Source organism: Lacicoccus kunmingensis DSM 17847, from assembly GCF_059568765.1.
On sequence record NZ_JCANUC010000009.1, the window covers coordinates 41,890 to 65,636 of the forward strand.

The following is a 23,747-nucleotide window of genomic DNA, read 5'->3' on the forward strand; positions in this document are numbered from 1 at the left end:
ATGACACTGCCTTGAATAAGAAAAGCAGGCCAAACATTGATATTGTCGCTTTTCGATATCTAAGAAGCGAGAGGTTACTGACACACCCGGCCGCATTGCCATGGCAATGTGTTAGAAAATTTTCGTGGAGAAGTCTATCAAAACTATTGATGACGACCAAAGGAGGTAAAAATAATGGCAAAACAAAAAATTCGTATTCGTTTAAAAGCGTATGATCACAGAGTATTGGATCAGTCAGCGGAAAAAATCGTAGAAACAGCAAAGCGCTCAGGTGCTGATGTTTCAGGACCAATTCCACTGCCAACTGAAAAAACTGTCTACACAGTACTTCGTGCGGTGCACAAGTACAAGGATTCACGTGAACAGTTTGAACAGCGTACGCACAAACGTCTTATCGATATTTTAAACCCTACACCGAAAACAGTTGATGCTCTAATGGGCTTAAACTTACCATCGGGCGTAGACATCGAAATCAAATTATAATTTTTAACAGGAGGTGGACTTTCGATGACCAAAGGAATCTTAGGTAAAAAAGTTGGGATGACTCAAGTTTTCGGAGAAAACGGAGAACTGATCCCGGTAACAGTAGTAGAAACAACAGGTAACGTAGTAGTACAAAAGAAAGTTGAAGAAACTGACGGCTATAACGCTGTACAAATTGGTTTCGACGACAAACGCGAATACTTTGAGGGTGCTAAATCCAATAAGTATGCAAACAAAGCGGAAGCAGGACATGCTAAAGCTTCCGGAGCTCTCCCTAAGCGCTTCGTTCGTGAATTCAAAAACTTGAATGTTGAAGAATTCGAAATCGGTCAAGAAGTCACTGCAGATACATTTGAAGCAGGGGACTTTGTTGATATAACGGGAACTTCAAAAGGTAAAGGATTTCAGGGTGCAATCAAGCGTCACAATCAGTCACGCGGACCTATGAGCCACGGTTCCCATTTCCACAGGTCACCTGGTGCTATGGCAGCAGCTGCGTATCCGGGAAGAGTTTTCAAAGGTAAAAAACTACCAGGCCGTATGGGTGGTAAAACAATTACTCTTCAAAACTTGGAAATCGTCCGTGTGGACCAAGAACGCAACGTGTTACTTATCAAAGGTAACGTGCCGGGCCCTCGTAAAGGCTATGTAAAAATTGCTACAGCAAATAAAAAGAGTGTTAAATAAATAAAAAATCAGGAAGGGAGGATTTAACACATGGCAATCGATGTTTTATCTAAAGATGGATCAAAAGTTAATTCTATGGAATTAAACCAGGATATATTCGGTATCGAACCGAACCAGCACGTATTATTCGAAGCAGTACAATTGCAGCGTGCATCACTTCGTCGTGGTACTCATGCAGTAAAAAACCGCTCGCAGGTTCGTGGTGGTGGAAGAAAACCATTCAGACAAAAAGGTACAGGTAACGCACGTCAGGGTACAATCCGTGCACCGCACTACAGAGGCGGCGGAGTTGTATTCGGACCGACACCAAGAAGCTATTCTTATAAAATGCCGAAGAAAATGCGCCGTTTGGCAATCCGCTCAGCGCTATCGGCCAAAGTTAATGAAGATGTACTGACAGTAGTAGACAACATCTCATTAGACGCACCAAAAACTAAAGAATTCCAGGCTGTCCTTGCGAATCTTAAAGCAGATAAGAAAGTTCTGCTGGTTCTAGAAAATGAAAATGTAAACGTAGAACTTTCATCCCGTAACTTACAAGGCGTAACGGTACTTACACCGGAAAACCTTAATGTCCTGGATATCCTTTCTGCGGACCGTGTTATTTTCACGGAAGGTGCAATCACTAAAGCAGAGGAGGTACTTCTGTAATGGATGCTCGCGATATTATCAAAAGTCCAGTAATCACGGAACGTTCAGCAGACTTAATGCAAATGGACAAGTACACATTTGATGTGGACGTAAAAGCAAACAAAACACAAGTTAAAAAAGCAATCGAAGAAATCTTCGATGTAACAGTTGAAAAAGTTAACATTATGAACTATAAACCAAAGAAAAAACGTATGGGTCGCTACGAAGGCTATACAAATAGAAGAAGAAAAGCGATCGTAACATTAAGAGAAGGCTCGATTGAAATCTTTTAATCAGAGTCATACCATTAAGGAGGTAAAACGAGATGGCAATTAAACATTATAAGCCAACCACGAATGCTCGTCGTAATATGACTGGTTCGGACTATGCTGAAATCACATCAACAACTCCGGAACGGTCACTATTACAGCCGCTTCCGAGAAAAGCGGGTCGTAACAACCAGGGCAGAATGACTGTACGCCATAAAGGCGGCGGACATAAACGTCAATACAGAGTAATTGATTTCAAACGTATTAAAGACGGTGTACCTGGAAAAATCGCTACGATTGAGTATGATCCAAACCGTTCAGCAAATATTGCATTAGTTCAATACGCTGACGGCGAAAAGAGCTACATTTTAGCACCAAAAGGAATTACTGTAGGAACAGTAATCGAAAGCGGACCGGACGCTGACATCAAGCCTGGTAACGCTATGGCACTACAGGATATCCCAGTAGGTACAATGATCCATAATATCGAGTTGAAGCCTGGTCGCGGCGGCCAGCTGGTACGTTCAGCAGGTGCACGTGCACAGGTGCTTGGTAAAGAAGGTAAATACGTATTGGTAAGACTTAAATCCGGTGAAGTAAGAATGATTCTTGCAACTTGCCGTGCGACAATCGGTGCTGTCGGCAACGAGCAGCATGAACTTATCAATGTTGGTAAAGCCGGCCGTTCCAGATGGAAAGGCATGCGCCCTACAGTTCGTGGTTCTGTTATGAACCCTAACGATCACCCACACGGCGGTGGTGAAGGCCGTACACCAATCGGTATGCCGTCACCATTATCACCATGGGGCAAACCTACTCTTGGTAAGAAGACGCGTAAAGGCAAAAACCGTTCTAATAAGATGATTGTTAGAAAACGTAAGAAATAAATAAAATAAAGCTGTGCGGACTCATACTCCGCACACAATTTTGATGAAGGAGGCTCCCTAATGGCTCGCAGTCTTAAAAAAGGACCTTTCGTCGATGGTCATTTGATGAAAAAGGTTGAAAACTTAAATGAAGCTAACAAAAAAAGCGTTATAAAAACATGGTCACGCCGTTCAACGATCTTCCCTAATTTTATCGGGCACACAATTGCAGTCTATGACGGCCGCAAGCACGTACCGGTATACGTTACAGAAGATATGGTCGGACACAAACTTGGAGAGTTCGCACCAACAAGAACTTTCAAAGGTCACGGCGACGATGACAAGAAAACAAAAAGATAAGAAATAACCGGTTATAAAGGAGGAACGGAACATGCAAGCGAAAGCAGTTGCTAAAACAGTTAGAATTGCTCCACGTAAAGTGAGACTTGTTTTGGATTTAATCCGCGGTAAAGAAGTCGGAGAAGCAATGTCTATCCTACAGCTTACAAATAAAAGATCTTCGCCTGTTGTTGAGAAGTTAATCAAATCAGCAGTAGCGAACGCAGAACATAACTATGACATGGATGTTGACCACCTGATCGTATCAGAAGCATACGCAGATGAAGGGCCAACTCTAAAACGTTTCCGTCCACGTGCTCAAGGTCGTGCGACAAAAATCAACAAACGCACAAGCCACGTGACAATCATTGTTGCAGAACCTGCATCAATTGAAGAAGATACGGCTGTGGAAACAGAAGAAAACGAAAAAGTTGAAGAAAAAGCTTAAAAATTAAGGAGGGAATTAATTTGGGTCAAAAGATTAATCCAATTGGTCTTCGTACAGGTATCATCCGTGATTGGGAAGCAAAATGGTATGCAGATAAAGACTTCGCAGATCTATTGCATGAAGACTTAAAAGTACGTGAATATATCGAGACAAATCTTAAAGATGCATCTATTTCTAAAGTTGAAATTGAACGTGCGGCAAACCGAGTTAATATTGCTGTTCATACTGGTAAACCAGGTATGGTTATTGGTAAGGGTGGTAGCGAAATTGATAAATTACGTACTGCTTTAAACAAATTAACCGGTAAGAGAGTTCATATCAACGTTGTTGAAGTTAAGAAAATCGACATGGATGCTAAATTAGTTGCGGAAAGCATTGCTCGTCAACTAGAAAACCGAGTATCATTCCGTAGAGCTCAGAAACAAGCACTTGGAAGAGCGCTCAAAGCTGGAGCAAAAGGTATCAGAACGCAAGTATCCGGACGTTTGGGCGGAGCAGACATCGCTCGTTCAGAAGGCTACAACGAAGGAACAGTTCCACTTCATACACTACGTGCAGACATTGATTATGCGCATGAAGAAGCTGACACGACTTATGGTAAATTAGGTGTCAAAGTATGGATCTACCGTGGAGAAGTTCTTCCTGTAAAAAAAGATAACAAGTAAAGGAGGAAATTGATTATGTTATTACCTAAAAGAGTAAAGTACCGTCGTCAACACCGTCCGAATACTAAAGGACAGTCAAAAGGCGGTAATCAAGTATCATTTGGTGAATACGGTCTACAGGCAACTACTACTGCATGGATCACTTCAAGACAGATCGAAGCAGCACGTATTGCAATGACACGTTTCATGAAGCGTGGCGGTAAAGTATGGATTAATATTTTCCCACACACGCCATATACAAAGAAGCCATTAGAAGTACGTATGGGTTCAGGTAAAGGTGCAGTTGAAGGATGGATTGCAGTTGTAAAACCTGGAAGAATCATGTTCGAAGTTTCTGGTGTAGAAGAAGAGGTCGCTAAAGAAGCACTTCGACTTGCAAGCCATAAGCTTCCGGTAAAAACTAAAATCGTTAGACGTGAAGAATTAGGTGGTGATACGAATGAAAGCTAATGAAATCCGTGATTTAACAACGTCAGAAATTGAAGATAACGTTAAAGAATTAAAAGAAGAACTATTCAACCTACGCTTTCAGCTAGCTACTGGTCAGCTAGAGAACACTGCTCGTATCAAAACGGTCAGAAAAACTATCGCAAGAATGAAAACAACTATTCGCGAGAGAGAGCTAGAAGAAGCTAAAGCTAATCAATAATATAGGAGGGTTATATAGTGGAAGAGAAAAACGATCGTAAAGTTTATCAGGGGCGCGTAGTATCCGACAAAATGGATAAAACAATTACGGTACTTGTTGAAACTTACAAAAGACACCCTATCATCAACAAACGTGTTAAATATTCTAAGAAGTATAAAACACATGATGACAAAAACAGTGCGAAAATGGGCGACGTAGTAAGAATAGAAGAAACTCGTCCGTTATCAGCGACTAAACGTTTCCGTTTAGTAGAAATTGTAGAAGAGTCAGTAATTATTTAAACTATCGAAGATAAAGGAGGTCCATTCGCATGATCCAACAGGAATCCCGCTTGAAAGTTGCAGATAACTCAGGTGCGCGTGAAGTATTAACAATCAAAGTATTGGGTGGTACTGGACGTAAAACTGCGAATATCGGTGATGTCATCGTTGCAACAGTTAAAAATGCAACGCCTGGCGGCGTTGTTAAAAAAGGTGAAGTTGTTAAAGCTGTCATCGTCAGAACTAAAACCGGCGCTCGCCGTGAAGATGGTTCATACATCAAATTTGATGAAAATGCATGTGTTATCATTCGTGATGATAAAGGTCCAAGAGGTACACGTATCTTCGGTCCGGTTGCCCGTGAATTACGCGAAGGTAACTTCATGAAAATTATTTCACTTGCACCAGAAGTATTATAATCCCAATTTATATAAGGAGGTGCGATTTTCATGCACGTAAGAACTGGTGATAAAGTCGTTGTTATTAGCGGTAAAGATAAAGGTAAAGAAGGTACAATCCTTAAAGCCATCCCTGCAAAAGAAAGAGTTGTAGTTGAAGGCGTCAATATCGTTAAGAAACACCAAAAACCTTCACAGATGAACCCTGAAGGTGGAATTTTAGAAACTGAAGCAGCTATTCATGTATCCAACGTAATGCACGTTGATCCTGAATCAGGTGAACGTACTCGTGTTCGTTATGAAGTCAAAGAGGACGGAACGAAAGTCCGAGTTGCTGCTAAATCTGGAAAAGAGATTCCAGTAGTTGAAAACAATTAATCAGTATAAGTGAAAGGAGGACTTTAAGTGGCTCGTTTAAAAGAAAGATTCAATGAATCAATCAAAACAGAACTTGTAAATAAATTTAATTATTCTTCTGTAATGGAAGTACCTAAAATAGAAAAGATCATTGTTAACATGGGTGTTGGCGATGCAGTACAAAATGCTAAAGTACTAGATACAGCGGTTGAAGAACTGCAGGCAATTACAGGTCAGAAACCATTGATTACAAAAGCTAAAAAATCAATCGCTACATTCAGACTTCGTGAAGGTATGCCTATCGGTGCAAAAGTAACACTGCGCGGTGAAAGAATGTATGAATTTTTAGACAAACTCATCTCAGTTTCATTACCACGCGTAAGAGACTTCAGAGGGGTTTCTAAAAAAGCATTCGATGGTCGCGGTAACTACACACTTGGTGTTAAAGAACAATTGATCTTCCCTGAAATTGACTACGATAAAGTTTCAAAAGTAAGAGGTATGGACATTGTGATCGTTACAACAGCAAACACAGATGAAGAGGCAAAAGAACTATTAACTCAGTTCGGTATGCCATTCCAAAAGTAAGCTATTAAGGAGGCGAAAATGTGGCTAAAAAATCAATGATTGCTAAACAGCAAAAGAAACAAAAGTTTAAAGTAAGAGAATATACTCGTTGTGAAAGATGTGGACGCCCACATTCAGTAATTCGTCAATTCAGACTATGCCGTATATGTTTCCGTGAACTTGCTTACAAAGGCCAGATTCCTGGTGTTAAAAAAGCAAGCTGGTAATCGCCATAAATTGAAAGGAGGCAAATTTAAATGACAGTTTCAGATCCAATTGCAGATATGCTCACACGCATCAGAAATGCGAACATCGTCAGACATGAATCATTAGAAATCCCTGCATCAAATATTAAAAAAGAAATTGCCGATATCCTTAAATTAGAAGGATTCGTTAAAAATGTTGAATACATCGAAGATGATAAACAAGGTGTCATTCGCATGTTCATGAAATACGGAGGTAACAACGAAAGAGTTATTACCGGTTTAAAGCGTATTTCAAAACCAGGACTTAGAGTATATGCTCAAAGAGAAGAGCTTCCAAAAGTTCTGAACGGCTTGGGTGTTGCATTGATTTCAACATCAGAAGGTGTACTTACAGATAAAGAAGCACGTAAAAGAAACATTGGCGGGGAAGTACTCGCATACGTTTGGTAATATATTTTAGGAGGTGTAATCGATATGAGTCGTGTTGGTAAACGCGTCATTGATATTCCAAGTGGAGTAACAGTTGATATTGACGGTTCAACAATTACTGTTAAAGGACCTAAAGGTGAACTAGTAAACACTTTTAATGAAGAAATGACATTTAAACAAGAAGAAAATACACTTGAAGTTGTACGTCCAAGTGATTCTAAAGAGCACCGCACAGTACACGGAACAACTCGTTCTTTAATCAATAACATGGTTGTGGGTGTTTCTGACGGTTTCAGTAAAGACTTAGAGCTTGTGGGTGTTGGTTACCGTGCTCAAATGCAAGGTAAAAAATTAGTATTGAGCGTTGGACTTTCTCACCCGGTTGAATTTGAACCTTCTGACGAATTAGCTATTTCAGTTGATGGCAACACTAAAGTCAAAATAGAAGGTATCAACAAAGAATACGTTGGAGCATTGGCTTCAAAAATCCGTGCTGTAAGACCGCCGGAACCGTACAAAGGTAAAGGTATTCGCTATAAAGACGAAAAAGTTCGTCAAAAAGAAGGTAAAACTGGTAAATAATTAAACAAGTGAGGAGTGAACATCAATGATCTCTAAAGTAGATAAAAACAAAGTGCGTCTAAAGAGACATCAGCGTATACGTAACATATTAAGCGGTACTGCTGAAAAACCACGTTTGAACGTATTCCGCTCAAACAAACACATTTACGCACAAGTTATTGATGATAATAGTCAAACGACTTTAGCTAGTGCATCATCTCAAGACCCTGACTTTAAATTAGACAGTGGTTCAAACAAAGATGCTGCAGCAGAAGTCGGTGCATTAGTTGCAAAACGTGCAGTAGATAAAGGCATTGAAAATGTAATATTTGATCGTGGCGGTTATTTATATCACGGACGCGTTAAGGCGCTTGCTGATGCGGCACGTGAAAATGGCCTACAATTCTAATCAAAGGAGGGAAAGCATAAATGGCTCGTAGAGATGATAAAGTAAAAGAATTCGAAGAACGAGTGGTTACTATAAACCGTATTGCTAAAGTAGTAAAAGGTGGACGTCGTTTCCGTTTCTCAGCACTGGTTATTGTTGGGGACAGAAAAGGACGTGTCGGCTTCGGTACCGGTAAAGCACAAGAAGTTCCGGAAGCTATTAAAAAAGCAGTAGAAGCTGCTAAGAAAGATTTAATCGAAGTACCAATGGTTGACGGTACTATTCCACATGAAATAATCGGCAGATTCAGTTCAGGTCAAGTGTTCATGAAACCAGCTGCTCCAGGTACCGGTGTTATCGCAGGTGGACCGGTTCGTGCGGTATTAGAACTCGCAGGTATAACAGATATCCTGAGCAAATCACTTGGTGCAAACACACCTATCAACGTGGTGCGTGCAACATTAACAGGTATTTCTGAACTTAAGAGTGCAGAAGAAGTTGCCAGACTTCGTGGTAAAACAGTAGAAGAGATTATAAATTAAGGAGGGACAATATAAATGGCAAAGATTACAATTACCCTCAAAAAAAGTGTTATTGGGAAACCGGAAACTCAGAAGAAAACTGTAGCTTCTCTAGGTTTAAAGAAAATCAACCAAACAGTAGAGCATGAGGATACTCCTCAAATCAGAGGTCAGGTTGAAAAAGTCAGTCACCTAGTTACAGTAGACGAAAAATAATGATAATATGAAATAGGAGGTGCGAAGATGAAATTACACGAATTAAAACCTGTAGAAGGCGCGCGTAATAAACGCCACCGTGTTGGTAGAGGTATGTCCTCAGGCAGAGGTAAAACAGCTGGACGCGGACATGATGGACAAAACTCCCGTTCAGGCGGCGGCGTAGGTTTAACGTTCGAAGGTGGACAACTTCCATTATTCCGTCGTATTCCAAAACGCGGTTTCACAAATGTTAACCGTAAAGACTTTGCGATTGTTAACTTAAGTGATTTAAACCGTTTTGAAGATGGAACAGAAGTCACTCCAGAGCTGTTATTGGAAAATGGTATTGTTAAGTCTGAAAAGTCTGGTATTAAAGTGCTAGGAAATGGTACGCTAGAAAAGAAATTAACAATTAAAGCTCATAAGTTTTCTGGTTCAGCTGCTAAAGCAATTGAGGAACAGGGCGGAAATTATGAGGTGATCTAATGATTGGGACACTCACCAATTTTTTTAGGATAAAGGAAATACGTAACAAGATTTTCTTTACCCTGATAATGTTAGTCATTTTTAAAATAGGGACCTACATTCCTGTACCTGGAGTTGATCCAGGTGTATTCGATATGAATCAGGGCCAGCAAGGCGTACTTGATCTTATGAATACTTTCGGTGGTGGGGCATTGATGAACTTCTCTATCCTGGCGATGGGAATAATGCCTTACATTACTGCATCAATTGTTGTTCAGTTATTACAAATGGATGTTGTTCCAAAGTTTTCAGAGTGGGCGAGACAAGGTGAAGTCGGAAGACGCAAACTTGCTCAATTTACTCGTTATTTCACAATTGTACTGGCATTTATCCAGTCTATTGGAATGAGTTATGCATTCAATCAGATGTTTAATGGCATGCTGATTAACGACAATAATATTGGTTCATATTTATTGATTGCGATTGTTTTGACTACAGGGACTGCATTCCTGATGTGGCTCGGTGAACAAATTACTGAACATGGTGTAGGTAATGGTATTTCAATCATTATCTTTGCAGGGATTCTTTCTGTGTTACCAAGTGCTTTAATCCAGTTATATCAACAGAGATTTACTGGTTCACAAGACACTACATTGGCAATCTTGGAATTAGTCGGTTTAATAATATTCTTATTATTACTAACTGCGTTTGCAGTATTCGTACTCCAGGCCGTTCGTAAAATCCCTATCCAGTATGCAAAACGTCAAAGGACGACATCACAACTTGCACCGCAGTCAACTTTCTTACCATTAAAAGTTAACCCTGCAGGTGTTATTCCAGTCATCTTTGCTATGGCATTTTTCATGATGCCTCAGACGTTTACATTGTTCTTTCCAGACGCAAACTGGGCACAGACGATTGCACGATTTTCTGATCCGACAAACTATGTGGGCATGATATTCTATATGTTGATTATCATTGGTTTCACCTATTTCTATTCATTCGTACAGGTCAATCCTGAAAAGGTGGCTGAGAATCTGAAGAAACAGGGAAGCTATGTACCGGGTATCAGACCTGGTAAGACAACAGAGAACTATATAACAAGTGTTTTATACAGACTTGTTTTTGTTGGTTCATTATTCCTGGCAGTAATTGCAATCATACCTTTAATAGTGACTAATGTTTTAAACTTGCCACCTGCTATTCAAGTCGGAGGTACAAGTTTACTAATCGTTATCGGTGTAGCATTAGAAACAATGAAACAATTAGAAGCACAAGCAAACCAAAGAGAATACCGCGGCTTTAGAAAGCGCAGGTAGGAGGATTATTGGATGAATATTATATTGATGGGCTTGCCTGGTGCAGGTAAAGGAACACAGGCCTCGAAGATTATCAAGAAATACCCGATCCCTCACATTTCTACTGGTGATATGTTCCGACTGGCTATTAAAAACGAAACAGAGCTTGGACAAGAAGCTAAGTCATATATGGATAAAGGTGAACTTGTACCTGATTCAGTCACTGTAGGAATCGTTAAAGAGCGCTTGTCACAGAGTGATGCTAAAGAAGGCTTTTTATTGGATGGATTTCCTCGTACTGTTGAGCAGGCTGAAGCCTTAAATGATATAATGGACGAGTTGGGGACTCAAATCGACCGTACAATCAATGTTGACGTGGATGAAGAGGAACTTATGAATCGTCTGACAGGCAGACGCATTTGTGAAGTCTGTGGAACTGCATACCATCTAGTCTTCAACCCACCAAAACAAGAGGGCATTTGTGACCTCGATGGCGGCAAGCTGTATCAGCGTGAAGACGATAATCCGGAAACAGTTGCAAATCGTCTTGAAGTAAATTTAAAACAAACGCAGCCACTGCTTGATTTTTACAAAGAACAGAATGTTCTTGTCAATGTGGATGGCTCTAAAGACATCGATGATGTATTTGTTGAGATTGATGACATTTTACAAAACTTATAAATGTTCACCTCTAAACAGTACTTTAAGGTGAATATTACGTAACTTATTATAAAAATATATGAGTTCAATATTTATTTGACGTTAAGTGAATGCGATCTTCACCTGAAGTATATTTCGACAGAAATATGAAACTGTAAAGGGGGAATTGAAGTGAGTAAACAGGATGTAATTGAACTTGAAGGTACAGTACTTGATACTTTACCGAATGCAATGTTTAAAGTTGAACTAGAGAATGGACATGAGATTTTAGCACATGTCTCAGGTAAAATCCGTATGAACTATATACGTATTCTTCCTGGCGATAAAGTTACAATTGAAATGTCACCATATGATTTAACGCGTGGCAGAATCACTTATCGTTTCAAATAATGGACTCCACATTTTAAGGAGGTAATACTCGTGAAAGTAAGACCATCAGTTAAACCAATCTGTGAGAAGTGTAAAGTTATTCGCAGAAAAGGTAAAGTTATGGTAATCTGTGAAAACCCTAAGCATAAACAGAAGCAAGGATAAAATAAACGGAGGTGTAAAACTATGGCTCGTATAGCAGGAGTTGACGTACCACGTGATAAACGTGTCGTTATTTCTTTAACTTATATTTACGGAATTGGTAACACTAGAGCAGAAGAAATCGTAGCTAAAGCTGGCGTTTCTGATCAAACACGTGTTAAAGACCTGACTGAAGAAGAACTGAACAAAATTCGTGAAGTTATCGACAGTTATAAAGTAGAAGGTGACCTTCGTCGTGAGCAAAACCTGGACGTTAAACGTTTAATGGAAATTGCTTCATACAGAGGTATTCGTCACCGTCGCAGCCTACCAGTACGCGGACAGAAGACAAAAAATAATGCCCGTACTCGTAAAGGTCCAGTTAAAACAGTAGCAAACAAGAGAAAATAATTTAAAGTAAAGGAGGAGTAATGATGGCTCGTAGACAACAAAGTCGTAAGCGTAAGGTGAAAAAGCATATAGAGGCGGGAGTCGCACACATCCGTTCAACATTCAATAACACGATTGTTACAATCACTGATGAATTTGGTAATGCTTTATCATGGTCATCAGCAGGTGCTCTAGGATTTAAAGGTTCTAAGAAATCAACACCGTTCGCAGCTCAGATGGCTTCAGAAACAGCTTCTAAAGCAGCAATGGAGCATGGCCTTAAAACAGTAGAAGTTACAGTTAAAGGTCCTGGCGCTGGTCGTGAAGCAGCTATTCGTGCATTACAGTCAGCAGGGTTGGAAATCACTGCAATTAAAGATGTTACGCCTGTACCTCACAATGGTTGCCGTCCACCTAAACGTCGCCGTGTGTAAGGCTTAATTTGTGACATCAAATCATATATAATAGAACACATGGTTGCATAATATTTTCGGCGTTTAAAGGGAGGAAAAGTAACTAATGATAGAAATCGAAAAACCTAGAATTGAAACAGTGGAAATATCGGAAGATTCTAAGTTTGGTAAGTTTGTTGTTGAACCTTTGGAAAGAGGCTATGGAACAACTCTTGGGAACTCCTTACGTCGCATACTATTGTCATCTTTACCAGGTGCGGCTGTAAAAACGATAGAAATAGAAAATGTACTTCATGAATTCTCAACCGTTGATAATGTAGTTGAAGATGTAACTACAATTATTACCAACATTAAACACCTTGCACTTAAAATTTACTCTGAAGAAGAAAAAACTTTGGAAATCGATGTTTCTGGTGAAGGTGAAGTGAAAGCTTCAGATATCACGCATGATAGTGATGTTGAAATTTTGAACCCTGATCTTAAAATCGCAACTGTCAGCAGCGGCGGTGTGTTCAGGATGAGAATGATCGCAAATCGTGGTCGTGGATATACATTGTCTGATGACAATAAGAGTGAACTATCCATCGGTGTTATTCCAGTGGATTCCATCTACACACCAATTGAGAGAGTTAACTACACAGTAGAGAACACTCGTGTTGGACAGATGACAAACTTTGATAAGTTGACATTGGATGTTTGGACAGACGGTTCGATTACACCTCAAGAAGGAGTTTCACTATCCGCTAAAATTATGACTGAGCATTTGAATATTTTTGTCGGTTTGACTGACGAAGCTCAAAATGTTGAAATCATGATTGAAAAAGAAGAAAATCAAAAAGAAAAAGTACTTGAAATGTCTATTGAAGAATTAGATTTGTCTGTACGTTCTTATAACTGCTTAAAGCGTGCGGGAATCAATTCGGTTCAAGAGCTTACTGATAAATCAGAAGCAGACATGATGAAAGTCAGAAACTTAGGACGCAAGTCTTTGGAAGAGGTTAAATTCAAATTAGAAGACCTTGGACTCGGACTCCGCAAAGAAGACTGATAAAGGAGGTTATTTCACATGGGCTACAGAAAATTAGGCCGTACTTCAAGCCAGAGAAAAGCAATGTTACGTGACCTTGCAACTTCATTGATTGTAAGTGAACGCATCACTACAACTGAGCAGCGTGCAAAAGAACTGCGCAGTATCGCTGATAAACTTGTAACTCTTGGTAAACGTGGTGACATCGCTGCGAGAAGACGTGCAGGTCAAACAGTGCGTAACGTTGAAATTCTTAATGAAGATGGAACAACTCAAGATGCACTTCAAAAATTATTTAATGATATTGCTCCACGTTTCGAAGATCGTCAAGGTGGATATACAAGCATTAAAAAATTAGGCGAACGTCGTGGTGACGGTGCTGAACTTGTTATTATTGAGTTTGTTGAAGGTGCAGTTGCAACTTCAGAAGAAGCTGAATAATTAAAAGCAGAGTGAGTGTTAAAATAAAAAGAACATGATTCTTTTTGTTTAGCTCTACGTATCCTGCAGGCTATATTGAATAAACGCGCGGCTCTTATGCAGGGTACGCGCTTTTTTTACATAAAAATGGTGGTGGAGAAAATGATAGAAATTAACAATTTAACTTATCAGTATCAGGCAGCCTCCCCTAAAGTGCTTGATAATGTTTCTCTATCATTTAAATCAGGGGACTGGGTCTCAATCATCGGACATAACGGTTCAGGAAAAAGCACCCTCGTCAAAATAATGATGGGCATCCTGGAAGAATATGACGGAGAGATACTCATACGGGGCAATAAACTGACTAAACATAATATTGCCGAATACCGTGAAAAATTTGCCATAGTATTCCAAAATCCCGACAACCAGTTTGTCGGTGCGACGGTTGAAGATGATGTCGCTTTCGGCCTTGAAAATCAGGGACTGCCGCGCTCAGAGATGATTGAAAAGACCCAGGCTGCGCTGAATGCTGTCAATATGCTGTCCTATAGGAAACATGCACCGGCGAGGCTGTCTGGCGGCCAGAAGCAGCGTGTGGCAATCGCAGGCGCACTTGCGATGGAACCTGACGTGCTCATTCTGGATGAAGCGACCTCGATGCTTGATCCGGAAGGGCGCAAGGACATTTTAAATATTCTGGATGATATACACGGCTTAAGAAAAACGACATTAATCTATATCACACACGATTTGAGTGAGATTGAAAAAAGTGATTATGCTGTCATCATGAAAGACGGAAAAGTGCTGAATCAAGGGTCGATTGAACATATTTTCAGTGATACCGACACGTTGATTGAAAGCAGGCTGGTACTCCCTTATCAGATGCAGGTTTCCCGGGCACTTCTAAAGGGTGAGTATGTTACACATGATGAGTTGGTGGATGAACTATGAATATCGAAGTGAATGCACTGACCAGTATTTATCATCACAGGACCCCTTTTGAACACGTCGCTTTGGATGAACTGACAACGACTTTCGAACAGGGCAAGTATTATGCCGTGATTGGACGGACAGGCAGCGGAAAGTCGACTTTGATCCAGCATCTGAACGGACTGATTCTGCCGACAAAGGGCGATGTCCGGGTCGGAGACCTGATGCTCAGAAAAAAGACTAAACAGAAAGTCATCCACCAGGTGAAAAAGCATGTGGGTATGGTTTTTCAATTCCCGGAACATCAATTATTTGATGAGACGATCTTAAAAGATGTAATGTTCGGGCCTTTGAACATGGGCCTTTCTCAGGAAGATGCACAAAAAAGAGCTGAAAAGTATTTATCATTGCTCGGTGTCCCTCTTGATCAGGTTGGGAGGTCACCATTCGATCTGTCCGGCGGGCAAATGCGTAAAATCGCGATTGCAGGTATTCTTGCGATGGAGCCGGAAGTTCTGATTGTTGATGAACCGACAGCCGGACTCGACCCGAAAAGTCATATCGAAACGATGAAACTGTTTAAACAAATCCAGCAGGAGTTCAATATCACCATCATACTTGTGACCCACGATATGAATGATGTATTCGAATATACGGACGAAGTCAAACTGCTCAGTTCGGGAAAGCTGATCAAAGAAGGCAGGACACTCGATATTTTAACGGATGAAGAACTGCTGACCGATCACTATCTTGAGATTCCGGATATTGTGAGACTTTCTCATGATGTCAGTAAAAAAGGTGTGAAGTTCAGCAGGATGCCTCGCAATACTGATGAATTTATCAGTCTCTACAAGGAATGGAGGGATAGACGTGCTTAGTAATATGCTGCTTGGACGTTATATCCCGGGTAACAGTTTCATCCATCAGATGGACCCGAGGGCGAAAATAATTTCGGTGCTGTTCTTTATGATTGTCGTATTTTTTGCCAACCACTGGCTGGGTTATCTACTGCTGATTTTATTCATGCTTGCAGTGATCAGGATTGCACAGATCAATATCTTCTTTCTATTCAATGGATTAAAGCTGTTATTTTTCATTTTGATATTTACTTTTCTGCTGCATATATTTTTCACAAGAGGCGGGACCACATTATTCGAGTGGGGTTTTATTCAAATAGACTCTGAAGGTGTCATAACCGGTATATACATTACCATCCGGCTGGTGATGCTGTTAATCATCACAACGATTTTGACGCTGACAACGAGTCCTATAGAGCTTACAGACGCTATTGAAAGTCTTGGCGCACCGCTTAAGAAAATAAAAGTCCCCATGCATGAACTTGCGATGATGATTTCAATCAGCTTGAGATTCATACCGACCTTGATGGATGAGACGGAGAAGATTATAAAGGCACAGAGTGCAAGAGGCTCGACCTTTATGACAGGTAAGCTGAAATCACGGGTCAATGCACTCATTCCGATTTTCATTCCGCTCTTCATCTCCGCATTTAAAAGAGCTGAAGAAATGGCGGTCGCCATGGAAGTTCGCGGCTATAAGGGTGAAGAAGGCAGAACGAGCTATCGTGAACTGAAGTGGGGAGTCAAGGATACGATAGCAATCATCATCATTATACTCTTTGGTATGATGTTATTTTTAGTAAGGATGTGAAGCGGGTAAATGCGAATTTTACTCAAGCTCAGTTACAACGGAAAAGACTTTCATGGATTCCAGTACCAGCATCATTACAGGACAGTCCAGGGTGTCATAGAGAAAGCTCTCAAGAAAATGCATAAGACCTCTGTCCGGATCCATCCGTCATCTCGTACAGACAGAGGTGTTCATGCATTAGAGCAATACTGCCATTTCGATACGGAACTGAATATTGAACCGGCTCAGTGGCAGTACATTTTGAACAGGATCCTGCCCGATGATTTGAATATCGAGGGAGTGAAAAAGGTCTCCACGGACTTTCATTCCCGCTTCCATTCAAAAGGTAAGACATACAGGTACAGGATATATACGACAGAAGCGGTTAATCCGTTCTACTTCGGTCTGAAAACCCACTACCCGAACCGGTTGGATCAAGAAAAGATGCAGGAAGCCATGCGCCCTTTCATCGGTACACATGACTTCACGAGTTTCTCTAGTGCAAAAGCTGAGATTAAAAATAAAGTCCGGAACATTTCTGAATTCAGAATCGAAGAGACTCTGGACGGCTTTGACTTTGTCATCACGGGCAGCGGATTTCTCTACAATATGGTGAGAATCATGGTTGCCTACGTTGTTCAGGTCGGCGCCGGAAAAAGAGCAGCGGCGACTGAAGAGATCATTTCAAAGAAAGACCGGACGATTGTACCCAGAACCGCGCCGGCGGAAGGACTTTATTTAGAAAAAGTGTATTTTGAATGAGCGATAAAAAGTAACTGAATTAGTAATTAATATTGACAAATACTCAATATAGTAGTATTATAATTAACGGTATAATTTTATATCATTCCCATGATAAGCCCCGGAAACTTATTGTGAAGAGTATATAGAAAAAAGCGAGATTTTTTTATTTTAAAGGGAAATATAGTGTGAATCAGGAGGAAAAATAATGCGTCAGACATTTATGGCAAATGAAGCAAACATTGAGCGCAAATGGTATGTTATTGATGCTGAAGGTGAGACACTTGGTCGTCTGTCTTCAGAAGTTGCATCTATCCTGCGCGGTAAATATAAAGTAACTTACACACCACATGTAGATACTGGTGATTATGTAATTATTCTTAATGCAGGTAAAATTGAAATGACTGGTAACAAAGAACAGGATAAAATCTATTACAGACATACAGGTCATGTCGGTAATATGAAATCAATTTCAGCCGGTGAATTAAAAGCGAAAAACCCTGTGCGTTTATTAGAAACATCCATCAAAGGCATGTTACCTAAAAACTCACTTGGACGTAAACAGTTAGGCAAACTTTTTGTGTATGCAGAAGACAAGCATCCACATGAAGCACAACAACCAGAAAGCTATACGCTTCGCGGATAAGATTAGGAGGGAATTGATTAAATGGCTAAAGTAGAATATTATGGAACAGGTCGTCGTAAGCACGCAGTAGCACGTGTACGTTTAGTACCAGGAGAAGGTAATGTAACGGTAAATGGCCGTGATATGAGAGAATACCTTCCGTTTGAAAGCTTAATCCTGGATTTAAACCAGCCGTTCGCAGTTACAGAAACAGAAGGTAACTACGATGTACTGGTCAACGTTAAAGGTGGAGGCTTCACAGGACAGGCACAGGCAATCCGTCACGGAATTGCAAGAGCATTGCTGGAAGCAGATCCGGAGTACCGTGGTCCACTTAAAAGAGCTGGCCTCTTAACACGTGACCCACGTATGAAAGAGCGTATGAAGCCAGGCTTCAAGAAAGCCCGTAAATCACCACAGTTCTCAAAACGTTAATATATGTTTTATATATGGAAAAGCACTTCCCGAAGATGGGGAGTGCTTTTTTTGGTAGCAGTGTTAATGACAGGGCATTATCTAGTTAAAAGAGCACATTTGGAAAAGTGTTTGAGAAAATAGTATAACTGATATAGAAGTAAAACTGTTGATGATTTAAAATTAAATTATATCCTCTATGTGCACTACAGTATTTGATTCTAAAGGAATAGAATCAGGTCAGAGTTATAGAGAAAGAGTATCATTTATAAATAAAAGTCATTAGAAAGATCATTTAAATGTTAAAGGAAGTTGAAGCCTTTGAAAGTATCATTGCAGACTAAAATACTGATTCTGGTATTATCACTTATATTTTTTGTCATTATTATTTTAACAGCTTCTTTTTCTTATTCTGAGGCAAAGGATATAGAGAAAGAAAGGGGACAGACGGCATTAAAAATTTCTAAGACGATTTCTTTTATGCCTGAATTGACAGAGGTTTTTCAAACAGACGACCCCGCACAAGTGATTCAGCCGGCTATGGAAAGAATTAGAAAACAAATAGATGCTGAGTTTATTGTTATAGGAGATGAAGATGGTATTCGGTACTCCCACACCAGGCCTGAACGAATCGGCGAGGAGATGGTCGGGGGAGATAATCATCGGGCGCTTGAGGAAGGTGAATATTATATTTCAAGGGCAGACGGCTCATTAGGCCCCTCGCTTCGAGGGAAATCACCGATTTTTGATCAGGATGGTGAAATTATCGGGATTGTGTCAGTCGGGTTCCTTGTGGAAGATATTCAAGAGCGGATCTTTGATGATGTGATTAATGTGATCTACCAATCAATTATTGTATTTTTAATCGCCATTGTAGGCAGTGTCATGCTGTCGAGGAATATCCGCAAGGACACAATGGGTCTGGAACCTTATGAAATAGGCAAATTATACACAGAAAGGGATGCCATCCTGCAATCAGTCAGAGAAGGTATTTTGTCATATGACATAGATGGCGGGATAACGATGATGAACCAGCCCGCCAGAAAACTGTTGAATGTAGAGGGCAGTTTTCAGGATTCCAAAATCGAAGACTTATTGCCCGGCTCCGATTCTCGCCAGGTTTTTAAAACGGGGGAACCCCAAATGGACCAGGAATTGTTATTGGAAGATAAGACATTGATTGTAAACCAGACGCCGATATTTCATAAAGATGAAGTGAAGGAGGTTGTCGCCTCATTCCGTGATAAAACTGAATTTGAACAGATGCTCAATACCATTTCCGAAGTACAGAGTTACTCGGAAGATTTACGTGCGCAAACCCATGAATTTACAAATAAATTATATGTATTATCGAGTTTATTGCAGTTGGGTGAATACGACGAAGCTGTTCATATGATACAGAATGAAACGACAGATTTACAGATTAAAAATCGTATTCTCTTCAATCAGCTTGAGGACACAAAGATACAAGCCGTAATTTTGGGGAAAATGGGGAAAGCATCCGAACAAAAAATTGACTTTGACATCGATTCAAACAGTTCCCTGCAAACGCTGCCCAATCATATCGAATTGACGCACCTTATAGTAATCATTGGGAACCTTTTAGATAATGCGTTTGAAGCTGTTGCTGAGAATCAGAAACATTCATATGTGACGTTTTTTGCTACAGATCTTGGGAATGATATCATTTTTGAAGTCCATGATAATGGAACTGGTATTTCCGAAGAAAACATGCCGCTTCTTTTTAACAGAGATTTCACACAAAAGAAATCCCGTGACCCAAGAGGTTATGGACTTTCAAATGTTCATGAAACCGTCACCCAACTTGGTGGACTGGTTGAAGTTCAAAGTGAAGTCGGGGAGGGCTCAGTGTTTACGGTATACTTACCTAAAGAACGAAAATGGGAGGGTAACGACAATGGAGACGTTAAAGGTCGCAATCGCAGAAGATGATTATCGTGTAGCCGATGTTCATGAAAAGTTTCTTGAAAAGATCTCCGGTATAGAGGTTGTCGGAAAAGCCTTAAATGCCGAGAAAACTCTTGAGCTTCTAGATACCACAGAGGTCGATCTGCTGCTGCTTGATGTTTATATGCCGGATCAACTGGGAACAGACATCATTCCGACTATCCGCCAAAATTATGAAAACGTTGATATTATTATGATTACAGCAGCGACGGATAAAACATTCGTGGAAAGAGCAATGCGGCACGGTGTGCAAAACTATTTAATTAAGCCTATTACAATTGATCGGTTTACAAATACAATAGAGCAATACCTTAAAGACAGGAATTTATTAAAAAATAAAGAAGAAGTAAATCAAGATGTTGTGGACAAGCTGTTTAAGAATTCAGAGGAACATAAAAGAGAAAATGAACAGATGCTGCCAACGGGTATCGATGCCAACACCCTTCATAATATATTAGAGGTCCTTAAGACCAGTCAGGGCGGTTTGTCTGCAGAGGAAATAGGTGAGAAAATGGGGGCTTCCAGAACGACAGCAAGACGATATCTGGAATATTTGATTTCCATAGGCAAGTGCCGTTCAGAGGTGGAATATGGAGCAGTGGGGCGCCCAGAGCGTAAATATTTATTAGGGTAAAGCAATTCAAATACAAGTAAGTTCTTTATTAACATAATGGTTTACAGCCATTATGTTTTTTGTTCATAAAAACCAAAAAAATTACTGAAAGTAGTTTTAAAAAACAATAAATCCATAACATTACATAGACTGAGTTATGTTATACGATGTTAATAAGATTTTTTAATGTTTGATTAATTCATTACAAAGCGCATAATAATTTTTTGTTATAAATGAAAGCGTGTTCATTAATGGGAAAGTTTTATTAACAGGAGGAAAGAATATGAGTCTTAGTTTAATAGGGATTTTAACAATTATAACCATCGTGGCATTATTGATTTGGAACAAAACCTCGCCAGTTATTATAATGATTATTCTGCCGGTCATCGGTGCTTTAATCGCCGGTTTTGGTATTGTGGAAATTGGCGTATTTTTTGAAGATGGTATTGCTCAGGTTATGAATGTGGTGGTCATGTTCATATTTGCCATAATATTCTTTGGAATTATGCAGGATGCCGGTCTTTTTGAACCGATAATTAATAAAATGATATCTTTATCAGGCGGTAATGTAGTAAAAGTTGCCGTGGCAACAGTGCTGATTGCAATGGTTGGTCAGCTGGACGGTTCAGGAGCATCGACTTTTCTTATAACAATACCGGCGCTCCTGCCGTTATATAAAAGATTGAAGATGAATCCTTACTTACTTCTCTTACTGATAGCGGGGAGCGCGGCGATTATGAACATGGTCCCGTGGGGAGGACCGCTCGGACGTGCTGCTTCTGTACTGGGAATGGATCCAAATGAGCTTTGGCAGCCGCTGATTCCTGTTCAAATTGTAGGTTTACTTTTAATGGTAGGGCTTGCTATTTTTCTTGGGTTCAGAGAAAAGCGCAAAATTGAAAAGAGATACGGAGTGGTTGATGCTGCAATGGTTCCGGGAGAGTCATCCGAAGGAAATGATGAAGAAGCTGATCAACCAAAAAGTAGAGAAACCGATGTACATGGAAATTCACTGGAAAGACCGAAGCTTATTTGGGTCAATCTGATTTTAGCTCTTGCTGTGATCGGTGTTCTTGTATCAGGTCTTGTTCCATCAGGCCTTGCGTTCATGCTGGGAGTCGCTGTTGCATTGCTGATCAACTATCCAAATGTCACAGATCAAACAGCAAGGATACGTGCCCATGCACCAAGTGCGTTGACAATGGCGGGTATTATACTTGCGGCCGGTCTGTTTTTAGGGGTACTTACAGGATCAGGTATGCTGGATGCGATAGCAACTGATTTCGTAACGATCCTTCCAGAATCAGTAACAGTATATATTCATCTGATTGTCGGCTTTTTGGGAATACCTTTTGACATGCTGTTAAGTACGGATGCTTATTATTTCGCATTATTCCCGATTATAGAGCAGATAGCTTCGACAGTGGGAGTCGATTCCCTGTCAACTGCTTATGCCATGATTATAGGAAATATCGTAGGTACGTTTATCAGTCCATTAGCACCGGCAGTTTGGCTGGCGCTTGGATTATCAGGATTGGAAATGGGTAAACATATTCGTTATTCATTTTTCTGGCTATGGGGACTGAGCCTCGTATTGATTGTTGTAGCTGTAATATTTGGCATCATCAGTGTTTAAGATATTATAATATTTTTCATAGGCGCAAATGTTTCCTTTTGATGAGTTGTGGTGGCTTCATTATAAAGAACATTTGCGCCATTTTTATACACGTTTACAGAAAAATTATGAATAGTACCTGTGCACTTGATTTGTTACAATGATAAGTGTTAATTAACAGTGAAAGAGTGATATCAGTGTACCAACCGCGTGTATTAGTGATTCAGGATATTTCCGCCAGCTGCCGTATATCAATGAATGTTGCCCAGCCGATTCTCAGTGTTCTGAACAACGAAGTGAATGTGCTGCCGACAGCTTTACTCAGCACCCATACGACTTCAGGTTTTGAGGATTACACATACCTTGATCTGACAGAGGAAAGTGACAAAATTCTCGAACACTGGCAGGAGCTGGGCAGAACTTTTGACGGCGTGCTGGTTGGTTATATGGGCTCGGTGGAACAGATCAGACGCAGCCGTGCAATAGTGGAGACATTTTTGAATGAGGATGGTTTATTCGTTCTGGATCCTGTGATGGCGGATCTCGGTGAACTGTATGACGGTTTCACAGAAGAATATGTTGATGAGATGTGCAGACTGAGTGCGCGTGCAGACATCATCATTCCAAACATTACAGAAGCGGCATTTTTGACCAGGACGGAATTTGAATCAATTGATGATATAGACATTTCGAAGCTCATTCATGATATGGCGTCAATCAATCAGAAACATGTCATCATCACAGGTGTAAAGACAGAAGACCAGATGGGTGCAGCGAGTTTCAATTATTCCAATGAAGGATTCGATGTAAAGTATGCACCATTCATAGAAGGTCATTTTGAAGGCACAGGCGATTTGTTCAGCAGTGTGGTTGCCGGTTTGATGCTTCAGGGAAAATCTGTACATCGTGCGATGGAAATTGCAGTGGTTTATATAAATAAAGTGATCAGGAGGACGAACGCGTCCAACAAAGAAATCCGCTACGGGGTGCAGTTTGAAACGGATATTCCTTATCTGATCGGGCAATTGTATAACGAACAGTCGGATAAGGAAATTATAAATATGCTGAACGCCTAGAAGGATATTGTGGG

At 40.3% G+C, this 23,747-nt stretch carries 39 protein-coding genes; all 39 read left to right on the forward strand.

All coding sequences use genetic code 11. The features are described 5' to 3' along the window. The first annotated feature begins 174 nt into the window (after positions 1 to 174). Complete coding sequence (gene rpsJ, locus BO48_RS09865) at positions 175 to 483, forward strand: 30S ribosomal protein S10 (RefSeq protein ID WP_052255473.1); 309 nt, start codon at positions 175 to 177, stop codon at positions 481 to 483. A 24-nt stretch (positions 484 to 507) separates the two neighbouring features. Next, positions 508 to 1,170, forward strand: coding sequence for a 50S ribosomal protein L3 (rplC, locus tag BO48_RS09870; RefSeq protein ID WP_496367283.1), 663 nt, complete (start codon positions 508 to 510; stop codon positions 1,168 to 1,170). Between the two features lie 30 nt (positions 1,171 to 1,200). After that, a complete protein-coding gene (gene rplD, locus BO48_RS09875; RefSeq protein ID WP_496367284.1) occupies positions 1,201 to 1,821 on the forward strand; it encodes a 50S ribosomal protein L4 in 621 nt (206 codons plus the stop codon). After that, positions 1,821 to 2,093, forward strand: a complete 273-nt coding sequence (gene rplW / locus BO48_RS09880) for a 50S ribosomal protein L23 (protein ID WP_052255476.1) — start codon at positions 1,821 to 1,823, stop codon at positions 2,091 to 2,093. Before rplD ends, rplW begins: the two co-directional genes overlap by 1 nt. Before the next feature lie 32 nt (positions 2,094 to 2,125). Further along, complete coding sequence (rplB, locus tag BO48_RS09885) at positions 2,126 to 2,956, forward strand: 50S ribosomal protein L2 (RefSeq protein WP_496367286.1); 831 nt, start codon at positions 2,126 to 2,128, stop codon at positions 2,954 to 2,956. A 60-nt stretch (positions 2,957 to 3,016) separates the two neighbouring features. Next, a complete protein-coding gene (gene rpsS, locus BO48_RS09890; protein ID WP_496367287.1) occupies positions 3,017 to 3,295 on the forward strand; it encodes a 30S ribosomal protein S19 in 279 nt (92 codons plus the stop codon). Between the two features lie 31 nt (positions 3,296 to 3,326). Next, positions 3,327 to 3,722 (forward strand): 50S ribosomal protein L22, encoded by a 396-nt coding sequence (gene rplV / locus BO48_RS09895; protein WP_496367288.1) that lies wholly within the window; start codon positions 3,327 to 3,329, stop codon positions 3,720 to 3,722. 20 nt (positions 3,723 to 3,742) lie between these two features. After that, positions 3,743 to 4,387, forward strand: coding sequence for a 30S ribosomal protein S3 (gene rpsC, locus BO48_RS09900; protein WP_496367289.1), 645 nt, complete (start codon positions 3,743 to 3,745; stop codon positions 4,385 to 4,387). Positions 4,388 to 4,402: 15 nt separating this feature from the next. After that, positions 4,403 to 4,837, forward strand: coding sequence for a 50S ribosomal protein L16 (gene rplP / locus BO48_RS09905; RefSeq protein WP_052255481.1), 435 nt, complete (start codon positions 4,403 to 4,405; stop codon positions 4,835 to 4,837). Continuing rightward, a complete protein-coding gene (gene rpmC / locus BO48_RS09910) occupies positions 4,827 to 5,036 on the forward strand; it encodes a 50S ribosomal protein L29 (RefSeq protein ID WP_052255482.1) in 210 nt (69 codons plus the stop codon). Before rplP ends, rpmC begins: the two co-directional genes overlap by 11 nt. A 17-nt stretch (positions 5,037 to 5,053) precedes the next feature. Continuing rightward, positions 5,054 to 5,317, forward strand: coding sequence for a 30S ribosomal protein S17 (rpsQ, locus tag BO48_RS09915; RefSeq protein WP_052255483.1), 264 nt, complete (start codon positions 5,054 to 5,056; stop codon positions 5,315 to 5,317). A gap of 29 nt (positions 5,318 to 5,346) precedes the next feature. Continuing rightward, entirely contained in the window at positions 5,347 to 5,715 is a 369-nt protein-coding gene (gene rplN, locus BO48_RS09920; protein WP_052255484.1) for a 50S ribosomal protein L14, read from the forward strand. Between the two features lie 30 nt (positions 5,716 to 5,745). Further along, complete coding sequence (gene rplX, locus BO48_RS09925) at positions 5,746 to 6,072, forward strand: 50S ribosomal protein L24 (protein WP_092984564.1); 327 nt, start codon at positions 5,746 to 5,748, stop codon at positions 6,070 to 6,072. A gap of 27 nt (positions 6,073 to 6,099) precedes the next feature. After that, on the forward strand, positions 6,100 to 6,639 hold the full coding sequence (rplE, locus tag BO48_RS09930) for a 50S ribosomal protein L5 (RefSeq protein ID WP_462419764.1): 540 nt from the start codon (positions 6,100 to 6,102) through the stop codon (positions 6,637 to 6,639). 20 nt (positions 6,640 to 6,659) lie between these two features. Beyond that, positions 6,660 to 6,845, forward strand: coding sequence for a type Z 30S ribosomal protein S14 (locus tag BO48_RS09935; protein ID WP_052255487.1), 186 nt, complete (start codon positions 6,660 to 6,662; stop codon positions 6,843 to 6,845). A 30-nt stretch (positions 6,846 to 6,875) separates the two neighbouring features. Next, positions 6,876 to 7,274, forward strand: a complete 399-nt coding sequence (rpsH, locus tag BO48_RS09940; RefSeq protein ID WP_052255488.1) for a 30S ribosomal protein S8 — start codon at positions 6,876 to 6,878, stop codon at positions 7,272 to 7,274. Positions 7,275 to 7,298: 24 nt separating this feature from the next. Continuing rightward, complete coding sequence (rplF, locus tag BO48_RS09945; RefSeq protein ID WP_496367292.1) at positions 7,299 to 7,835, forward strand: 50S ribosomal protein L6; 537 nt, start codon at positions 7,299 to 7,301, stop codon at positions 7,833 to 7,835. Between the two features lie 25 nt (positions 7,836 to 7,860). Next, on the forward strand, positions 7,861 to 8,223 hold the full coding sequence (rplR, locus tag BO48_RS09950) for a 50S ribosomal protein L18 (RefSeq protein WP_496367293.1): 363 nt from the start codon (positions 7,861 to 7,863) through the stop codon (positions 8,221 to 8,223). A gap of 20 nt (positions 8,224 to 8,243) precedes the next feature. After that, on the forward strand, positions 8,244 to 8,744 hold the full coding sequence (gene rpsE, locus BO48_RS09955; protein ID WP_052255491.1) for a 30S ribosomal protein S5: 501 nt from the start codon (positions 8,244 to 8,246) through the stop codon (positions 8,742 to 8,744). Positions 8,745 to 8,759: 15 nt separating this feature from the next. Continuing rightward, entirely contained in the window at positions 8,760 to 8,939 is a 180-nt protein-coding gene (gene rpmD / locus BO48_RS09960; RefSeq protein WP_496367295.1) for a 50S ribosomal protein L30, read from the forward strand. A 27-nt stretch (positions 8,940 to 8,966) separates the two neighbouring features. Continuing rightward, complete coding sequence (gene rplO, locus BO48_RS09965; protein ID WP_052255493.1) at positions 8,967 to 9,407, forward strand: 50S ribosomal protein L15; 441 nt, start codon at positions 8,967 to 8,969, stop codon at positions 9,405 to 9,407. Then, complete coding sequence (secY, locus tag BO48_RS09970) at positions 9,407 to 10,705, forward strand: preprotein translocase subunit SecY (RefSeq protein ID WP_496367296.1); 1,299 nt, start codon at positions 9,407 to 9,409, stop codon at positions 10,703 to 10,705. Before rplO ends, secY begins: the two co-directional genes overlap by 1 nt. A gap of 12 nt (positions 10,706 to 10,717) precedes the next feature. After that, a complete protein-coding gene (locus BO48_RS09975; RefSeq protein ID WP_496367297.1) occupies positions 10,718 to 11,365 on the forward strand; it encodes an adenylate kinase in 648 nt (215 codons plus the stop codon). 150 nt (positions 11,366 to 11,515) lie between these two features. Beyond that, on the forward strand, positions 11,516 to 11,734 hold the full coding sequence (infA, locus tag BO48_RS09980) for a translation initiation factor IF-1 (protein WP_052255496.1): 219 nt from the start codon (positions 11,516 to 11,518) through the stop codon (positions 11,732 to 11,734). A 30-nt stretch (positions 11,735 to 11,764) separates the two neighbouring features. After that, the gene (rpmJ, locus tag BO48_RS09985; RefSeq protein ID WP_003156543.1) at positions 11,765 to 11,878 is read left to right on the forward strand and encodes a 50S ribosomal protein L36; all 114 of its coding nucleotides are present in this window, start codon (positions 11,765 to 11,767) and stop codon (positions 11,876 to 11,878) included. 21 nt (positions 11,879 to 11,899) lie between these two features. Beyond that, positions 11,900 to 12,265, forward strand: a complete 366-nt coding sequence (gene rpsM / locus BO48_RS09990) for a 30S ribosomal protein S13 (protein ID WP_496367299.1) — start codon at positions 11,900 to 11,902, stop codon at positions 12,263 to 12,265. A gap of 23 nt (positions 12,266 to 12,288) precedes the next feature. Further along, entirely contained in the window at positions 12,289 to 12,678 is a 390-nt protein-coding gene (gene rpsK / locus BO48_RS09995) for a 30S ribosomal protein S11 (RefSeq protein ID WP_092984585.1), read from the forward strand. Between the two features lie 85 nt (positions 12,679 to 12,763). Then, entirely contained in the window at positions 12,764 to 13,705 is a 942-nt protein-coding gene (locus tag BO48_RS10000; protein ID WP_496367300.1) for a DNA-directed RNA polymerase subunit alpha, read from the forward strand. Positions 13,706 to 13,723: 18 nt separating this feature from the next. Continuing rightward, on the forward strand, positions 13,724 to 14,125 hold the full coding sequence (gene rplQ / locus BO48_RS10005) for a 50S ribosomal protein L17 (RefSeq protein ID WP_462419774.1): 402 nt from the start codon (positions 13,724 to 13,726) through the stop codon (positions 14,123 to 14,125). 141 nt (positions 14,126 to 14,266) lie between these two features. Continuing rightward, a complete protein-coding gene (locus BO48_RS10010; RefSeq protein ID WP_496367302.1) occupies positions 14,267 to 15,055 on the forward strand; it encodes an energy-coupling factor transporter ATPase in 789 nt (262 codons plus the stop codon). Then, positions 15,052 to 15,912 carry an energy-coupling factor transporter ATPase gene (locus tag BO48_RS10015; RefSeq protein ID WP_496367303.1) on the forward strand — a complete coding sequence of 287 codons (861 nt, stop codon included), beginning with the start codon at positions 15,052 to 15,054 and terminating at the stop codon, positions 15,910 to 15,912. Before BO48_RS10010 ends, BO48_RS10015 begins: the two co-directional genes overlap by 4 nt. After that, positions 15,905 to 16,702, forward strand: a complete 798-nt coding sequence (locus tag BO48_RS10020; RefSeq protein ID WP_496367304.1) for an energy-coupling factor transporter transmembrane component T family protein — start codon at positions 15,905 to 15,907, stop codon at positions 16,700 to 16,702. Before BO48_RS10015 ends, BO48_RS10020 begins: the two co-directional genes overlap by 8 nt. 9 nt (positions 16,703 to 16,711) lie before the next feature. Continuing rightward, positions 16,712 to 17,443, forward strand: a complete 732-nt coding sequence (truA, locus tag BO48_RS10025; protein WP_496367306.1) for a tRNA pseudouridine(38-40) synthase TruA — start codon at positions 16,712 to 16,714, stop codon at positions 17,441 to 17,443. Positions 17,444 to 17,630: 187 nt separating this feature from the next. Next, positions 17,631 to 18,068, forward strand: coding sequence for a 50S ribosomal protein L13 (rplM, locus tag BO48_RS10030; RefSeq protein ID WP_496367307.1), 438 nt, complete (start codon positions 17,631 to 17,633; stop codon positions 18,066 to 18,068). 21 nt (positions 18,069 to 18,089) lie between these two features. Further along, positions 18,090 to 18,482 carry a 30S ribosomal protein S9 gene (rpsI, locus tag BO48_RS10035; RefSeq protein WP_092984601.1) on the forward strand — a complete coding sequence of 131 codons (393 nt, stop codon included), beginning with the start codon at positions 18,090 to 18,092 and terminating at the stop codon, positions 18,480 to 18,482. A 300-nt stretch (positions 18,483 to 18,782) separates the two neighbouring features. Continuing rightward, complete coding sequence (locus tag BO48_RS10040; RefSeq protein ID WP_496367309.1) at positions 18,783 to 20,414, forward strand: ATP-binding protein; 1,632 nt, start codon at positions 18,783 to 18,785, stop codon at positions 20,412 to 20,414. After that, positions 20,380 to 21,063: a response regulator gene (locus BO48_RS10045; protein WP_496367311.1), complete on the forward strand. Its 684-nt coding sequence runs from the start codon at positions 20,380 to 20,382 to the stop codon at positions 21,061 to 21,063. Before BO48_RS10040 ends, BO48_RS10045 begins: the two co-directional genes overlap by 35 nt. A gap of 226 nt (positions 21,064 to 21,289) precedes the next feature. Then, positions 21,290 to 22,678 (forward strand): CitMHS family transporter, encoded by a 1,389-nt coding sequence (locus tag BO48_RS10050; RefSeq protein WP_496367372.1) that lies wholly within the window; start codon positions 21,290 to 21,292, stop codon positions 22,676 to 22,678. 176 nt (positions 22,679 to 22,854) lie between these two features. Next, complete coding sequence (locus tag BO48_RS10055) at positions 22,855 to 23,733, forward strand: pyridoxamine kinase (protein ID WP_496367312.1); 879 nt, start codon at positions 22,855 to 22,857, stop codon at positions 23,731 to 23,733. The last annotated feature ends 14 nt before the right edge of the window (positions 23,734 to 23,747 follow it).

Excerpts from the sequence above, each read along its gene's own strand:
- rpsJ (WP_052255473.1), top strand. The coding sequence starts at position 175 with ATGGCAAAACAAAAAATTCGTATTCGTTTAAAAGCGTATGATCACAGA.
- rplC (WP_496367283.1), top strand. The coding sequence starts at position 508 with ATGACCAAAGGAATCTTAGGTAAAAAAGTTGGGATGACTCAAGTTTTC.
- rplD (WP_496367284.1), top strand. The coding sequence starts at position 1,201 with ATGGCAATCGATGTTTTATCTAAAGATGGATCAAAAGTTAATTCTATG.
- rplW (WP_052255476.1), top strand. The coding sequence starts at position 1,821 with ATGGATGCTCGCGATATTATCAAAAGTCCAGTAATCACGGAACGTTCA.
- rplB (WP_496367286.1), top strand. The coding sequence starts at position 2,126 with ATGGCAATTAAACATTATAAGCCAACCACGAATGCTCGTCGTAATATG.
- rpsS (WP_496367287.1), top strand. The coding sequence starts at position 3,017 with ATGGCTCGCAGTCTTAAAAAAGGACCTTTCGTCGATGGTCATTTGATG.
- rplV (WP_496367288.1), top strand. The coding sequence starts at position 3,327 with ATGCAAGCGAAAGCAGTTGCTAAAACAGTTAGAATTGCTCCACGTAAA.
- rplP (WP_052255481.1), top strand. The coding sequence starts at position 4,403 with ATGTTATTACCTAAAAGAGTAAAGTACCGTCGTCAACACCGTCCGAAT.
- rpmC (WP_052255482.1), top strand. The coding sequence starts at position 4,827 with ATGAAAGCTAATGAAATCCGTGATTTAACAACGTCAGAAATTGAAGAT.
- rplN (WP_052255484.1), top strand. The coding sequence starts at position 5,347 with ATGATCCAACAGGAATCCCGCTTGAAAGTTGCAGATAACTCAGGTGCG.
- rplX (WP_092984564.1), top strand. The coding sequence starts at position 5,746 with ATGCACGTAAGAACTGGTGATAAAGTCGTTGTTATTAGCGGTAAAGAT.
- rpsH (WP_052255488.1), top strand. The coding sequence starts at position 6,876 with ATGACAGTTTCAGATCCAATTGCAGATATGCTCACACGCATCAGAAAT.
- rplF (WP_496367292.1), top strand. The coding sequence starts at position 7,299 with ATGAGTCGTGTTGGTAAACGCGTCATTGATATTCCAAGTGGAGTAACA.
- rplR (WP_496367293.1), top strand. The coding sequence starts at position 7,861 with ATGATCTCTAAAGTAGATAAAAACAAAGTGCGTCTAAAGAGACATCAG.
- rpsE (WP_052255491.1), top strand. The coding sequence starts at position 8,244 with ATGGCTCGTAGAGATGATAAAGTAAAAGAATTCGAAGAACGAGTGGTT.
- rpmD (WP_496367295.1), top strand. The coding sequence starts at position 8,760 with ATGGCAAAGATTACAATTACCCTCAAAAAAAGTGTTATTGGGAAACCG.
- rplO (WP_052255493.1), top strand. The coding sequence starts at position 8,967 with ATGAAATTACACGAATTAAAACCTGTAGAAGGCGCGCGTAATAAACGC.
- secY (WP_496367296.1), top strand. The coding sequence starts at position 9,407 with ATGATTGGGACACTCACCAATTTTTTTAGGATAAAGGAAATACGTAAC.
- BO48_RS09975 (WP_496367297.1), top strand. The coding sequence starts at position 10,718 with ATGAATATTATATTGATGGGCTTGCCTGGTGCAGGTAAAGGAACACAG.
- rpsM (WP_496367299.1), top strand. The coding sequence starts at position 11,900 with ATGGCTCGTATAGCAGGAGTTGACGTACCACGTGATAAACGTGTCGTT.
- rpsK (WP_092984585.1), top strand. The coding sequence starts at position 12,289 with ATGGCTCGTAGACAACAAAGTCGTAAGCGTAAGGTGAAAAAGCATATA.
- BO48_RS10000 (WP_496367300.1), top strand. The coding sequence starts at position 12,764 with ATGATAGAAATCGAAAAACCTAGAATTGAAACAGTGGAAATATCGGAA.
- rplQ (WP_462419774.1), top strand. The coding sequence starts at position 13,724 with ATGGGCTACAGAAAATTAGGCCGTACTTCAAGCCAGAGAAAAGCAATG.
- BO48_RS10010 (WP_496367302.1), top strand. The coding sequence starts at position 14,267 with ATGATAGAAATTAACAATTTAACTTATCAGTATCAGGCAGCCTCCCCT.
- BO48_RS10015 (WP_496367303.1), top strand. The coding sequence starts at position 15,052 with ATGAATATCGAAGTGAATGCACTGACCAGTATTTATCATCACAGGACC.
- truA (WP_496367306.1), top strand. The coding sequence starts at position 16,712 with ATGCGAATTTTACTCAAGCTCAGTTACAACGGAAAAGACTTTCATGGA.
- rplM (WP_496367307.1), top strand. The coding sequence starts at position 17,631 with ATGCGTCAGACATTTATGGCAAATGAAGCAAACATTGAGCGCAAATGG.
- rpsI (WP_092984601.1), top strand. The coding sequence starts at position 18,090 with ATGGCTAAAGTAGAATATTATGGAACAGGTCGTCGTAAGCACGCAGTA.
- BO48_RS10045 (WP_496367311.1), top strand. The coding sequence starts at position 20,380 with ATGGAGACGTTAAAGGTCGCAATCGCAGAAGATGATTATCGTGTAGCC.